This is a genomic window from Pseudomonas corni, from assembly GCF_057128765.1.
Genome location: NZ_JBSKHW010000001.1, coordinates 101,947 through 115,900 on the forward strand (window position 1 = coordinate 101,947; position 13,954 = coordinate 115,900).

A 13,954-nucleotide genomic window follows, 5' to 3' on the forward strand; every position below is an offset into this window, starting at 1 on the left:
CACCCTTTGGCGTTCAAAGTCTGTCAGTCTGTAGTTTCCGTCAACCTGCACCGGGCCGGTTTCATGTCGCATGAATAAGCACACCCCATCGAAGCGCAATCTGTCGAACGCATGCCTGGAAGGAGCGGCCTATTAAACCGCTTTTCTCAAAGGGCCCCTCGCTGGGCGTTCGTCTGCTGGTGCTGGTCGTGCTGTCCGTTGCGGTCATGGTCGTGGACGCACGCTTCACTTTGCTCAAGCCTGTCCGTAGTCAGATGTCACTGGTGTTGATGCAGTCCTACTGGATCGCCGATTTGCCGGAACGTCTGTATCAAGGCGTCGCCAGCCAGTTCGGTAGCCGCACTGAACTCGCCGCCGACAACGAAAAACTCAAGACCGAAAACTTGCTTCTGCAAGGACGCCTGCAAAAGCTCGCGGCCCTGACCGAGCAGAACGTACGTCTTCGTGAATTGCTCAATTCCTCGGCGTTGGTCAACGAAAAGGTCGAAGTGGCCGAGTTGATCGGCATGGACCCCAATCCCTTCACTCATCGCATCATCATCAACAAGGGTGAGCGCGATGGCGTAGTGCTGGGGCAGCCGGTGCTCGATGCGCGCGGGCTGATGGGGCAAGTGGTCGAATTGATGCCGTACACCTCACGCGTCTTGCTGCTGACCGACACCACCCACAGCATTCCGGTGCAGGTGAATCGCAACGGCCTGCGCGCCATCGCCAGCGGCACCGGCAATCCGGAGCGGCTGGAACTGCGTCATGTGGCGGACACGGCAGATATCAAGGAGGGCGACCTGCTGGTCAGTTCCGGTCTTGGTCAGCGGTTTCCGGCGGGTTATCCAGTGGCGACGGTGAAGGAAGTAATTCACGACTCCGGCCAACCGTTTGCCATCGTACGAGCGGTGCCGACTGCGGCATTGAATCGCAGCCGTTATCTGTTGCTGGTGTTCTCCGACGGACGCTCGCCGGAAGAGCGCGCCGCCGATGCCGCGCAACAGCAAGAATCCCTTGAACACCCTACGGCCGATCCTGCGGTCGTCCCGTCAGCGACATTGCCCGCCGCCGCTCCGGCTGGTGCGGCAACCGCCGTTAAGCCAGCGTCCGCGACGCCAGCTAAACCTGCCGCCACTAGGGCAGCGTCGGCGCCAGCCGCAACGCCTGCGGCTACGCCCGCTGCTGCACCGACCAAAACACCAACCACCAAGGCTGTTGCCAAACCGCCTGCCAAGCCTGCAGCGACCAAATCTCCGGCCGCAGCGCCTGAAACGCTACGGCAGAGGGAAGAATAATGGCTCGTCATGCCCCCGCGAGAAACGGTTGGGTCGTCTGGTTGACCTTCGCCATCGGCCTGCTGCTGAGCGTTTCGCCGCTGCCGCAGTTCATGGAAATCTTTCGTCCGCTGTGGCTCGCGCTGCTGCTGGCTTTCTGGGCTTTGGCGTTGCCGCACAAGATTGGAATGGTTACGGCGTGGATGCTGGGGCTCGCCGAAGACGTGCTCTACGGCACGCTTTTAGGCCAGAACGCGCTGATCCTGACCCTGATTACGTTTTTGGTGCTGTCGCTACAACAGCGTTTGCGTATGTTCCCGATGTGGCAGCAATGCCTGGTGATTCTGGTGATTTTCGGCCTGGCGCAGTTGGTCCAGTTGTGGCTCAGCGCCCTGACCGGCAACCGCCAACCGACCTTGGCGCTGGTCCTGCCGGCGTTGGTCAGCGCATTGCTGTGGCCATGGGTGAGTTATGGTTTGCGCGGGTTGCGCCTGCGATTGAAGATAAATTGAGGATGTAAGGCCCCTGGGTGCTGGTCTGGTGGGAGGGAGCTTGTTCGCGATGCTTTGGCCCGGCTGAGGATATGCCGGACTGAGAGGAATTATCGCGAGCAAGCTCCCCCCCACAAAGTAATGCAACGGCAGAAAGCTTACTCGGCCTACCTTGTAAGCAGCCAAGCTGAAATCACTGACACGGAGACGTCCCATGCCCCAACTTCACCTGGCCTCTGGCTCACCTCGCCGTCGTGAATTGCTGACTCAAATCGGCGTGACATTCACTGTTATCAGCGCCGATATCGACGAAACCCCTCTCAACGACGAAACCCCAACCGCTTATGTCGAACGCCTGGCGCGCAGCAAGGCTGACGCCGGCCTGCTGTTTCTCGCCAACGACCCCGCCTATTCAAGCGCTTGCGTTCTCGGCGCAGACACCGCCGTGGTGCTAGACGGCAAAATTCTCGGCAAGCCCGTGGATGAAGCAGACGCACTGGCGATGCTGGCGGCCTTGTCGGATCGCGAACATGAAGTACTGACTGCCATCGCTGTGGTCGACGGGGAGCGCTGCGAAACCCGCATTGTTAGCAGCCGCGTGAAGTTTCGCGCGATATCCGCCGAAGAAGCGAGCGCCTACTGGGCAAGCGGAGAGCCTCAGGACAAGGCTGGCAGCTACGCGATTCAGGGCCTGGCTGCGGTTTTCGTCGAAAGCCTCAATGGCAGCTATTCCGCGGTGGTCGGCTTACCGCTGTGCGAAACCGCAGAAATCCTCCAGCGTTTCGGCATACCCTGTTGGCAATGCCTGGAAGGTAAAAAGTCATGAGCGAAGAGATTCTGATCAACATCACGCCGATGGAATCGCGCGTGGCCATCGTTGAAAACGGGGTATTGCAAGAAGTCCACGTCGAGCGCACCCAGCGCCGCGGGATCGTCGGCAATATCTACAAGGGCAAGGTCGTCCGGGTTTTGCCCGGGATGCAAGCGGCTTTCATCGACATTGGCCTGGACCGCGCTGCGTTCATTCACGCATCGGAAATCTCTATGCGTGAAGGCCCGGCAGTTGAGGGCATTGCCTCGCTGGTGCATGACGGTCAGAGCCTGGTGGTACAAGTCACCAAGGACCCGATCGGCAGCAAAGGCGCGCGCCTTACGACTCAATTGTCGATCCCTTCGCGGTATCTGGTTTACATGCCGCGCACTGCCCACGTCGGCATTTCGCTGAAGATCGAAGACGAAGCCGAGCGCGAACGCTTGAAGAAAGTCGTCAGCGACTGTGTGGCCCAGGAAGGCATCAAGGAAGCGGGCGGGTTCATTCTGCGCACTGCGGCCGAAGGCGCCGGGGCCGACGAAATCCTGATGGACATTCGTTACCTGCGCAGGCTGTGGGACCAGATCGGCGAGCAGATCAAAACCATCGGCGCGCCCAGCGTAATTTATGAAGACTTGGGTCTGGCCCTGCGTACATTGCGCGATCTGGTCAGCCCGCGCATCGAGAAGATTCGCATCGACTCGCGGGAGACGTTCCAGAAAACTACCCAGTTTGTCGCTGAACTGATGCCTGAAATCGCTGATCGCCTGGAGCACTACCCCGGCGAGCGGCCGATTTTCGACCTTTACGGTGTCGAGGACGAAATCCAGCGCGCCCTTGATCGCAAGGTTCCGCTCAAGTCCGGCGGCTATCTGGTCATCGACCCGGCTGAAGCCATGACCACCATCGACGTCAATACCGGGGCGTTCGTCGGTCATCGCAATCTCGAAGAGACCATCTTCAAGACCAACCTGGAAGCGGCAACCGCTATTGCCAGGCAAATGCGCCTGCGCAATATGGGCGGGATCATCATCATTGATTTCATTGACATGGAAGACGCAGAGCACCAGCGTCAGGTCCTGCGCACGCTGGAAAAACAGCTTGAACGCGATCACGCCAAAACCAACATCATCGGTATTACCGAGTTGGGTCTGGTGCAGATGACGCGCAAGCGTACCCGCGAAAGCCTTGAGCAAATACTGTGCGAGCCGTGCGCGTGCTGTCAGGGGCGCGGCAAGCTGAAGACACCTGAAACGATCTGCTATGAAATATTTCGCGAGATCTTGCGCGAAGCCCGTGCCTATCAGGCCATTGGTTATCGTGTTCTGGCCAACCAGAAAGTGGTTGATCGGTTGCTCGACGAAGAGTCGGGCAATGTCGCTGAGCTTGAAGCGTTTATTGGCCGCACTATCCGTTTTCAGGTCGAGACCATGTATTCGCAGGAACAATACGACGTCGTGCTGCTCTGACTGAACGAGAACGCCCCTGTTCTTTGACTGACGGGGTCACGAAAACCAGAAATTGCGCCCGACGGGCCGACGGCATGGATGCCCTTTAAAGAGAATGTTGCGTGGCAAATGAGCACTTCCCGGACGTACTGACACCTGCACTGAGCCGGTTGCGATTTGCCCACGTCCTGAGCGGAGGCGCGGCGACATGGAGCGTCTGACCCGTTTTCTTGGGAGCCTTTTGCGCTGGGGCTTGAGTCTGTGTGCGCTAGTGGTAGTGCTGACGGCACTTTATGTGAGCGTTGGTCGCGAGCTGGCGCCGATGGTGGCCGAGTACCGCGTTGAAGTACAAAACAAGGTGCAGGCTGCGCTTGGCATCCCACTCAGCATTGGGCGTCTGGAAGGTAGCTGGAAAGGCTTTGTGCCGGTCTTCGTCGCCCATGATGTGATGGTAGGCGAGGGCGCCAGCGCCGTGCGACTCGATCAGGTCCGCGCCGTCCCCGACCTTTGGAAAAGCCTGACAGCGCGGGAAGTGCGGATTGCCAACGTCGAGCTCGACGGCTTGCAAGTCAGTCTCAGTGAGGACCAGAACGGCCATTGGTCTTTGCAGGGCTTGCCGATCAGCAACGACAAACCCCTCAATCCGGAACAAATGCTGACGCAGATGCAAATGGTCTCGCGCCTGTCGCTGTTCGACAGCCAGATTACCTTGCAGCCTTTTGCTCAGGCCCCACTGACACTGACCTATGTCAGCCTGACCCTGAAAACCGGCAGCAGCCATCAACGTCTGGATGCTCGTCTGACCTTGCCTGACGGCCAGCCATTGGCGCTGAACGTCAATGCCCGGGTGCAGGCGACACAATGGCGGGACGGCGAAGCCGACGCCTACTTGAGTCTGCCGCAGAGTGATTGGGCGCAGTGGTTGCCCAAAAGCCTGACCCACGACTGGAAAATCAAATCCCTCAAAGCCGGTGGCGAATTCTGGCTGAGCTGGGGCAAGGGGACTGTGCAAAGCGCTGTTGCGCGGCTCAATGCTCCTCTGGTGAAAGGCGCCTATGCCGATCGCAAGCCGCGCAAGGTCGAAAATCTGGCGCTCAACGCGTGGGCTCAGCGCAACGACACGGGCCTTGCGATATCGCTGGATTCCCTGGCCATGAACCTGGGCGACAAGCGCTGGGAAAGCCGGATTCAGGTCCAGCAGACCGCAGCGACCGCTGACAGTGAAGAACTCTGGCACCTACAGGCCGACCGGCTTGATCTGACGCCGATCACTCCGCTCCTCGACTCTTGGGCCCCACTACCGGACAAGGTGATGGAGGTCGTTGATCATCTGAAAGTTACCGGCGGTCTGCGTAATGCGCTTGTTGATTACCGCCCCCAGGCCACCGGCGCCAAGCGTTTGAGCTTTGCTGCCAATCTGGACAAGGTCGGCTTCGACGCCTATCACGGCGCGCCGGCCGCGGGGAACGTTACCGGCTCGATCAGTGGTGATCTGGGACAGGGCGAGCTGCGCCTGAACACTGACGACTTCATGCTGCACCTGGACCCGATTTTCGCCAATGAATGGCGCTACAAACACGCCGAAGCCCGGTTGACCTACGCATTGGACGATCAGGGCTTCACCCTTATCGCACCGTACATCAAGGTGCTCGGTGATGAAGGCAAGATCGCCAGTGATTTTCTGATTCGGCTGCATTTCGATCACAGTCAGGAAGACTACATGGACCTGCGCGTGGGCATGGTCGATGGCGATGGTCGCTACACCTCAAAATACCTGCCGCAAGTGCTGAGCCCGGCCCTTGACGAGTGGCTGCGCACGGCCATCCTGAGCGGTAACGTCGACCAGGGCTTCTTCCAGTATCAAGGCTCGATCAACAAAAGCGCCTCGGAAGTGTCACGGGTCATCAGCCTGTTCTTCAAGGTGCGCAACGCAAACCTGGCCTTCCAGCCAGGCTGGCCGCAGCTGACCGGCGTTGATGGCGACGTGTTCGTCGAGAACAGCGGCGTGCGCATTCGGGCCAGTAAGGGCAAGTTGCTCAATACCCAAGTCAGCAAGGTTTCGGTCGATGTGCCCCACGTGCCTGCCGGTCAGCCAAGTCATCTGCTAGTTGATGGGGACTTTGCCGGCGGCCTGGATGACGGCGTGAAGATTCTTCAGGAAGCGCCGATCGGCACTGCGCAGACGTTCGCCGGATGGCAGGGCGAAGGGCCGTTGCAGGGCCATATCAACCTCGACATCCCGCTGGTCAAAGGCCAGGAGCCGAAAGTCGTCGTGGATTTCAAGACTGATAACGCGCGACTCAAACTCGCCGATCCGGCGCTTGAATTAACTCAGCTCAAGGGCGATTTTCGATTTGATTACGCCAAGGGCCTGAGCGGCAAAAACATTAAGGCGACAGCGTTCGAGAAGCCGGTCACTGCCGAGATTTTCGGTGAGGGCAAACCCGGAGCGCCGGTGACTCGCATTGCCGCCAGCAGCCAGATCGGCGTCAAGCGCCTGACTGATTGGCTGGGCGTGACGCAAACGATGCCACTGTCGGGCGATTTACCGTATCAACTGCAGGTCACGCTGAACGGCAACGACAGCCAGTTGCGGATTAATTCCAGTCTCAAGGGCTTGGCTATCGATCTGCCTGCGCCGTTCGGCAAAACCGCCGACGAGGTACGCGATAGCGATTTCAGTATGAACTTGCAAGGCGCGGAGAAGCGTTTCAATGCGGGCTACGGGAATCTGGCCAACTTTGCGTTCGCCGCCCCCGGTGGCAAATTTGCCGATGGCCGTGGAGAGTTGTTTCTGGGCGAAGGCGGAGCCATCGTTCCTGAAGCCAAAGGCCTCAGGGTACGCGGTTCGCTGGCGGAACTGGACATCGCGCCGTGGCAGGCGATGGTGCAAAAGTACGCTGGGGACGACCCTGGCGGCAGCGCCAAACAGTTGCTTAACAGTGTGGACTTGCAGATCGGCAAGTTGACCGCTCTTGGCACAACGCTCAATCAGACCAGTGTTCAGCTCAACCGCAAAGACATGTCTTGGGCACTGGCGCTGGACAGTTCGCTGATGAAGGGCACGGCCACGTTACCCGACAGCAAGACCACCCCCATCGATATCAATCTGCTGTATGTACGCCTGCCGGCGCCCGATCCGACCGCGGCAGTAGTCGAAAACGCCCCCGATCCGTTGGCTGACGTCGACCCCCACAAAATCCCTTCTATGAATCTCAAGGTCACTCAGGTATTCCAGGGCGATCAGCTGATGGGTGCGTGGTCGTTGAAGACCCGCCCGACCGCTAATGGCATGCAACTGGCGGACATGGATCTGGGCCTCAAAGGCATGACATTGAAGGGTAACGGCGGTTGGGAAGGCGCGCCAGGCTCGACTAGCAGTTGGTTCAAAGGGCAAGTCACGGGCAAGAATCTGGCCGATATCCTCAAAGCGTGGGGGTTCGCACCCACGGTCACCAGCGAAGATTTCGAAATGAATGCTGACGGTCGCTGGCCGGGTTCGCCAGCGTGGGTAGGTCTGAAGCGCTATTCGGGCAGCCTGGATGCCACATTGCGTCGCGGCCAGTTTGTCGAAGTCGAAGGCGGTGCCGCAGCGCTGCGGGTCTTCGGCCTGCTCAACTTCAACTCCATCGGCCGCCGTCTGCGTCTGGATTTTTCGGATTTGCTGGGCAAGGGCTTGAGTTACGACAAGGTCAAAGGGTTATTGGCGGCAAGCGACGGGGTGTACGTCACCCGTGATCCGATCACGTTGACCGGACCGTCGAGCAATCTTGAGCTCAACGGTACGCTGGACATGGTCAAGGACCGCGTTGACGCTAAAGTGCTGGTGACCCTGCCGGTGACCAACAATCTACCGATTGCCGCGTTGCTCGTCGGTGCCCCAGCCATTGGTGGTGCGCTGTTTCTGGTCGATAAGCTGTTGGGCGACCGCGTAGCGCGTTTTGCCAGCGTCCAGTACAAGGTCGAAGGCTCTTTAAAAGAGCCGAAAATCACCTTCGATAAGCCGTTCGAAAAGCCGCAGTAGTCATCAAGTTGTCGACAGAATCTGTAGGAGCGCGCTTGCCCGCGAAGGCTTAGGTACATCCACCAGAGGTATAGCGCATGTCCCGACTTTTCGCGGGCAAGCGCGCTCCTACAGAGAGCAGGCGCAGTGGTTTCTGCGTTGACCGCAACCAAGCCTGTCAGCAAAGCTTGGAGTAGAGTGCAGTTCTACCGTTTCAAGGAGCGTCTATGTCCTTTGCCGTTATTCAGATGGTGAGCCAGAGCGACGTCCAGGGCAATCTGGCCCAGGCCCGTCGCTTGCTGGAACAGGCCGCAGCGGCCGGAGCAAAGCTTGCAGTGCTCCCGGAAAACTTCGCCGCCATGGGCCGTCGTGACGTCGCTGAAATCGGTCGTGCCGAAGCAAAAGGTGAAGGTCCTATCCTGCCATGGTTGAAACTTGCCGCTCGCGACCTCAAGTTATGGATAGTTGCCGGGACTTTGCCCTTGCCGCCCAATGATCGGCCGGAGGGAAAAGTCACGGCGTGTTCGCTGTTGGTGGACGAGCACGGCGAGACGGTGGCGCGGTACGACAAGCTGCACCTGTTCGATGTGGACGTGGCTGACACGCGTGGGCGATATCGCGAATCGGACGATTACGCCCACGGCAACAACGTGGTGGTAGTCGATACGCCGGTGGGCAAGCTAGGGCTGACGGTCTGTTACGACCTGCGCTTCCCTGAGCTCTACACGGCACTGCGTGAAGCAGGTGCTGAATTGATTACCGCGCCATCAGCCTTTACGGCGGTGACGGGCGCGGCGCACTGGGAAATCCTGCTGCGCGCACGAGCCATCGAAACCCAGTGCTACGTGCTGGCGGCGGCGCAGGGTGGGGTTCATCCAGGGCCGAGAGAAACATTTGGGCACGCGGCGATCATCGATCCATGGGGCCGCGTGTTGGCCGAGCAGGCACAGGGTGAAGCCGTGCTGCTGGCCGACAGAGACAGTCAAGAACAAGCGTCCATACGGGCGCGGATGCCGGTGTCGAATCACCGGCGATTTTTTTCGCAGGACGCTTTGCGGCCTGCTAATACCCCGGAGTGAATATGAGCGACTTGTCCTCTGTCAGCGAACACCTTCTGGCGCCCGGCGGCCTGAGCATCGACAGCCTGCAATCGGTGCTGGGCGAACTGGCTGGGCCCGGAATCGACGCCGCTGATCTGTATTTCCAAGGGCAGATTTCCGAGTCATGGGCTTTGGAAGACGGCATCGTCAAAGAAGGGAGCTTCAACCTTGATCAAGGCGTCGGCGTGCGTGCTCAATCGGGCGAAAAAACCGGTTTTGCCTACAGCAACGCGATCACCCCTGAAGCCCTGACCTTGGCGGCCCGCGCTGCCCGCTCGATTTCCCGTGCCGGGCAAAACGGCCGGGTGCAGGCGTTCACCACCCAGGACGTAGCGCAACTGTACGGTCCGGACAACCCGCTGGAAGTCATGACCCGCGCCGAAAAGGTCGAGCTGCTCAAGCGCATCGACGTCGCCACCCGCGCTCTGGATACCCGTATCCAGCAAGTCACGGTCAGCATGGCCGGTGTCTGGGAGCGCATCCTCGTGGCCTCAACCGATGGCAGCCTGGCTGCAGATGTACGGCCACTGGTGCGTTTCAACGTGAGCGTGATCGTTGAGCAAAATGGCCGTCGTGAGCGCGGCGGGCACGGCGGTGGCGGCCGTACTGATTACCGTTATTTCCTCAGCGAAGATCGCGCCATGGGTTATGCCCGCGAAGCGTTGCGTCAGGCGCTGGTGAATCTTGAAGCCATTCCTGCACCGGCTGGCACCTTGCCGGTGGTACTGGGTTCTGGCTGGTCTGGCGTGCTGTTGCACGAAGCAGTCGGTCACGGCCTGGAAGGCGACTTCAATCGCAAGGGCAGCTCGGCCTATAGCGGCCGTATGGGCGAGATGGTGGCCTCCAAGCTCTGCACCATCGTCGATGACGGCACCTTAGCCGGGCGTCGCGGGTCGCTGAGCGTCGATGACGAGGGTACCCCGACCGAGTGCACCACGCTGATCGAAAACGGCGTGCTCAAGGGCTACATGCAGGACAAGTTGAACGCGCGCCTGATGGGCGTGGCCCGAACCGGCAACGGTCGTCGCGAGTCTTACGCGCACCTGCCGATGCCGCGCATGACCAATACCTACATGCTGGGCGGCCAGAGCGATCCGGCGGAAATCATCGCCTCGGTCAAGCGCGGCATTTATTGCGCGAACCTGGGCGGCGGGCAAGTCGATATCACCAGCGGCAAGTTCGTGTTTTCCACCAGCGAAGCGTATTTGATTGAAGACGGCAAGATCACCACGCCGGTCAAGGGCGCGACATTGATCGGCAACGGCCCCGAGGCCATGAGCCGGGTGTCGATGGTGGGTAATGATCTCTCGCTAGACAGCGGCGTGGGTACGTGCGGTAAAGACGGGCAATCGTTGCCGGTGGGCGTGGGTCAGCCGACCTTGAAGATCGATGCGATCACGGTTGGCGGGACAGGTTCTTGAAGAGTAAGCAATGATATGAGCGACGCCGGGTAAGTGACTTACCCGGCGCGTCGGGATCTAGCGCAGTCCGCGTTTGGCTTCGTCCAGTTCGCGGATGTATTTGAAGATTTTACGGGTCGAAGACGGCGCCTTGTTTTGCGCAGCTTCGTGTTGAGCCTGACGGATGAGCGAACGCAGTTGCTGACGATCGGCCTCCGGGTACTCGTTGACGAACTGCTCCAGCACATCATCAGCGCCGGTCACCAAGCGATCACGCCAGCGTTCCAGGTTGTGAAAGCGCTCGTTGTACTGGCGCGTGGAAGCGTCGAGTTGATCGAGCAGCACCAGAATCTCTTCCAGGTTCTGGTCGCGCATCAGCTTGCCGATGAAGTGAATATGGCGTTTGCGCGCGATGTTCGCAGTGTGTTTTGGAGCATCGGCCAATGCTCGACGCAACGGGTCGGTCAGAGGCAGTTTGGCCAGTACATCGGCCTTGAAAGTCGTCAAGCGTTCGCCGAGTTCAACCAGAGCATGTAGCTCTCGCTTGACCTGGGTTTTGCTTTTCTCTCCGTCGAAGGAGTCGTCGTAAGAATCAACCATGGGGGCAGTCCGCAAATAAACGCCGCCATGATAACCAGTCAGGGGCCAATTGTCCGGCCCAGTCGGTATTCGGTCAGTGCCGCAATCAGAATTTGATGGAGAAAGTCATGAGTGCATCAGAAAGCGTCGGCCCGCAGGCCCTGCCTGCATTGCAGGAGCAGGTCGAACAGATCGTCGCCGAGGCCAAGCGTCAGGGCGCTACCGCCTGTGAAGTGGCCGTGTCACTGGAGCAGGGCCTGTCGACCTCGGTTCGCCAGCGTGAAGTGGAGACCGTCGAGTTCAACCGCGATCAGGGTTTTGGCATCACGCTGTATGTTGGGCATCGCAAAGGTTCGGCCAGCACCTCTGCCAATGGGCCAGACGCCATTCGCGAAACAGTCGCTGCTGCGCTGGCGATTGCCAAACACACCTCAGAAGACGAAGCCTCAGGGCTGGCCGATGCCGCGTTGATGGCCAAAGATCTGCGTGATTTCGACTTGTTCCACCCGTGGGACATCACCCCGGAGCAGGCGATTGAGCGTGCATTGATCTGCGAGGCCGCTGCTTTTGACGCTGATCCGCGCATCAAAAATGCTGATGGCACCACGCTGAACGTCCATCAAGGCTGCCGCGTATATGGCAACAGCCACGGTTTCATCGGCGGTTACGCGTCGACCCGCCACAGCCTTAGCTGCGTGATGATTGCCGAGGCAGACGGCCAGATGCAGCGCGATTATTGGTACGACGTCAACCGTCGCGGCGAGCTGTTGATGGACGCCAAGCTCATTGGCCAGAAAGCCGCTCAACGCGCTGCGAGCCGTTTGGGTGCGCGCCCGGTGCCGACTTGTGAAGTGCCGGTGTTGTTCTCGGCGGAGCTGGCGGGCGGTCTGTTCGGCAGCTTTCTTGGGGCGATTTCCGGCGGCAATCTGTATCGCAAATCATCCTTCCTCGAAGGCGCCATGGGCCAACGTTTGTTTCCGGAGTGGATGACCATCGATGAACGGCCGCATCTGGTCGGCGCGATGGGCAGCTCGGCCTTCGACGGCGACGGTCTTGCTACGTACGCCAAACCGTTCGTCGAGAATGGTGATCTGGTGTCCTACATCCTCAGCACCTACTCCGGACGCAAGCTCAGCCTGCCAAGCACGGCGAACGCGGGTGGCGTACACAACCTGTTCGTTTCCCACGGCACTGAGGATCAAGCAGCGTTGATTCGTCGCATGGGCCGCGGTCTGCTTGTGACCGAGCTGATGGGAAGTGGCCTGAACATGGTCACGGGCGATTATTCGCGCGGGGCAGCGGGCTACTGGGTCGAGAATGGCGAGATTCAATTCGCGGTTCAGGAAGTGACCATCGCTGGCAACATGAAGGACATGTTCAAGCAGATCATCGCCGTCGGTAACGATCTGGAAATGCGTAGCAACATCCGCACGGGCTCAGTGCTGATCGAGAAAATGACTGTCGCGGGTAGCTGATTTGTAAAGCGTTAACGTAGTCCCCAAAGCCTGCCACCGATTCGGTGTGCAGGCTTTTTTTTGCCTGTCTGGTTTGTAAGCGCGCTTACCCGCGATGGTTTTTGCCAATCTGAGATTCACGATCGTCATTCCCCAATCGCGGGCAAGCGCGTTCCTGCAATCTCATATTCGGTGTCGGGGTTGTTTTGATTCTCAAACTCATTTAATAATGAATATCATTCATTTGCGATCCCCAACGGCTGTCCGCTGATGACTGCCACTGCCATCGCCTCTGGAGGTACGCTATGGAGCATTGGAAACTCACTATCCTGAAAGGCAACAGTTGCTTCAACTCCGGTGACCTGATCGATGCCCGCGAGCTTTATCTGCAGGCTCTGGCACTGGCTCAAGTGTTGTTGGAGCGCTGGAGTGTGCCCGACGAAGCGGTCGCCGCCTTTGTCATATCCCATCACAACCTGGCCGATTTACATCTGGCGCTCAAGCAGCCGGAAGAGAGCGCCGAGTACCTGTGCGCTGCACACCAGCGCTTGCTGCATGTGATTCAGAACTCACACCTGCAACCGGCACTGCGTCACGCCGCGTTCAACCACAGTCACAAAACCTACGCCGAGTTGTTGGGATTCATCAACGAACACGGCGAATACCCTCGCACCCATCGTTTGCTCAACAGCAGTGGCGAGCATTCGCGCTCAGCGCTTACGCAAAACGTCACCGTTGCGGGCAGCCTTTCTTTTGGAGTTCATTGATATGCCTTTCACTTTGCCTGCCTTGCCGTATGCCTACGACGCCCTGGAACCGCACATCGACGCGCAAACCATGGAAATCCACTACAGCAAGCACCACCAGACGTACATCAATAACCTCAACGCCGCCGTTGAGGGCACCGAATACGCCGAGTGGCCCATTGAAAAACTGGTTGCCGGGTTCGCGCAACTTCCAGAAAAGATCCGTCCGGCAGTGATCAATCAAGGTGGCGGCCATGCCAACCACTCACTGTTCTGGGAAGTGATGAGCCCACAGGGTGGTGGTCTGCCAACCGACGCTTTGGCCAAGGCGATTGACGATCAATTGGGCGGTTTTGATGCGTTCAAAGACGCGTTCACCAAAGCAGCGCTGACCCGTTTCGGCAGCGGCTGGGCCTGGCTGAGCGTCACCCCCGATAAGAAACTGATCGTTGAGAGCAGCGGCAACCAAGACAGCCCGTTGATGAGTGGCAATACACCGATCCTGGGTCTGGACGTCTGGGAGCATGCTTATTACTTGCGCTATCAAAACCGTCGCCCGGAATACATCAGCGCGTTCTACAACGTCGTCAATTGGGCCGAAGTGGCACGTCGGTACCAGGCGGCCCTTGCGTGACATACGATCATCAAGCCATCGAAAACAAT

General features: G+C 59.1%; 11 protein-coding genes. 10 read left to right on the plus strand and 1 reads right to left on the minus strand.

The annotated features are described in order from the left end of the window. Positions 1–161 precede the first annotated feature (161 nt). The 7 genes from mreC to tldD all read left to right on the plus strand — a co-directional run bounded on the left by mreC (position 162) and on the right by tldD (position 10,533). Positions 162–1,280: a rod shape-determining protein MreC gene (gene mreC / locus ACWKV9_RS00380; RefSeq protein WP_483834707.1), complete on the plus strand. Its 1,119-nt coding sequence runs from the start codon at positions 162–164 to the stop codon at positions 1,278–1,280. Continuing rightward, positions 1,280–1,771 (plus strand): rod shape-determining protein MreD, encoded by a 492-nt coding sequence (mreD, locus tag ACWKV9_RS00385; RefSeq protein WP_065990112.1) that lies wholly within the window; start codon positions 1,280–1,282, stop codon positions 1,769–1,771. The genes mreC and mreD overlap by 1 nt, the downstream gene beginning before the upstream one ends. Before the next feature lie 193 nt (positions 1,772–1,964). After that, positions 1,965–2,576 (plus strand): Maf family protein, encoded by a 612-nt coding sequence (locus ACWKV9_RS00390; RefSeq protein WP_483834119.1) that lies wholly within the window; start codon positions 1,965–1,967, stop codon positions 2,574–2,576. Then, a complete protein-coding gene (gene rng / locus ACWKV9_RS00395) occupies positions 2,573–4,030 on the plus strand; it encodes a ribonuclease G (protein WP_483834120.1) in 1,458 nt (485 codons plus the stop codon). Before ACWKV9_RS00390 ends, rng begins: the two co-directional genes overlap by 4 nt. Positions 4,031–4,217: 187 nt before the next feature. Then, entirely contained in the window at positions 4,218–8,033 is a 3,816-nt protein-coding gene (locus tag ACWKV9_RS00400) for a YhdP family protein (RefSeq protein ID WP_483834121.1), read from the plus strand. Between the two features lie 206 nt (positions 8,034–8,239). Then, positions 8,240–9,091 (plus strand): carbon-nitrogen hydrolase family protein, encoded by an 852-nt coding sequence (locus ACWKV9_RS00405; RefSeq protein WP_483834122.1) that lies wholly within the window; start codon positions 8,240–8,242, stop codon positions 9,089–9,091. Between the two features lie 2 nt (positions 9,092–9,093). Continuing rightward, on the plus strand, positions 9,094–10,533 hold the full coding sequence (tldD, locus tag ACWKV9_RS00410) for a metalloprotease TldD (protein WP_483834123.1): 1,440 nt from the start codon (positions 9,094–9,096) through the stop codon (positions 10,531–10,533). 57 nt (positions 10,534–10,590) lie between these two features. On the opposite strand, the gene yjgA is transcribed toward tldD, so the two are convergent. Then, positions 10,591–11,112, minus strand: a complete 522-nt coding sequence (gene yjgA, locus ACWKV9_RS00415) for a ribosome biogenesis factor YjgA (RefSeq protein WP_483834124.1) — start codon at positions 11,110–11,112, stop codon at positions 10,591–10,593. 107 nt (positions 11,113–11,219) lie between these two features. On the opposite strand from yjgA, the gene pmbA reads away from it, so the two are divergent. The 3 genes from pmbA to ACWKV9_RS00430 all read left to right on the plus strand — a co-directional run bounded on the left by pmbA (position 11,220) and on the right by ACWKV9_RS00430 (position 13,925). After that, a complete protein-coding gene (gene pmbA, locus ACWKV9_RS00420; RefSeq protein ID WP_483834125.1) occupies positions 11,220–12,566 on the plus strand; it encodes a metalloprotease PmbA in 1,347 nt (448 codons plus the stop codon). Between the two features lie 284 nt (positions 12,567–12,850). After that, positions 12,851–13,312, plus strand: a complete 462-nt coding sequence (locus ACWKV9_RS00425; RefSeq protein ID WP_483834126.1) for a DUF2753 family protein — start codon at positions 12,851–12,853, stop codon at positions 13,310–13,312. Position 13,313: 1 nt separating this feature from the next. Continuing rightward, positions 13,314–13,925 carry a superoxide dismutase gene (locus ACWKV9_RS00430; RefSeq protein ID WP_483834127.1) on the plus strand — a complete coding sequence of 204 codons (612 nt, stop codon included), beginning with the start codon at positions 13,314–13,316 and terminating at the stop codon, positions 13,923–13,925. Positions 13,926–13,954: the final 29 nt, after the last annotated feature.

Bases quoted from the DNA above. Each gene is read 5' to 3' on its own strand.
- pmbA (WP_483834125.1), top strand. From the start codon at position 11,220: ATGAGTGCATCAGAAAGCGTCGGCCCGCAGGCCCTGCCTGCATTGCAG.
- mreD (WP_065990112.1), top strand. From the start codon at position 1,280: ATGGCTCGTCATGCCCCCGCGAGAAACGGTTGGGTCGTCTGGTTGACC.
- ACWKV9_RS00400 (WP_483834121.1), top strand. From the start codon at position 4,218: ATGGAGCGTCTGACCCGTTTTCTTGGGAGCCTTTTGCGCTGGGGCTTG.
- ACWKV9_RS00430 (WP_483834127.1), top strand. From the start codon at position 13,314: ATGCCTTTCACTTTGCCTGCCTTGCCGTATGCCTACGACGCCCTGGAA.
- ACWKV9_RS00425 (WP_483834126.1), top strand. From the start codon at position 12,851: ATGGAGCATTGGAAACTCACTATCCTGAAAGGCAACAGTTGCTTCAAC.
- tldD (WP_483834123.1), top strand. From the start codon at position 9,094: ATGAGCGACTTGTCCTCTGTCAGCGAACACCTTCTGGCGCCCGGCGGC.
- yjgA (WP_483834124.1), bottom strand. From the start codon at position 11,112: ATGGTTGATTCTTACGACGACTCCTTCGACGGAGAGAAAAGCAAAACC.
- rng (WP_483834120.1), top strand. From the start codon at position 2,573: ATGAGCGAAGAGATTCTGATCAACATCACGCCGATGGAATCGCGCGTG.
- ACWKV9_RS00390 (WP_483834119.1), top strand. From the start codon at position 1,965: ATGCCCCAACTTCACCTGGCCTCTGGCTCACCTCGCCGTCGTGAATTG.
- ACWKV9_RS00405 (WP_483834122.1), top strand. From the start codon at position 8,240: ATGTCCTTTGCCGTTATTCAGATGGTGAGCCAGAGCGACGTCCAGGGC.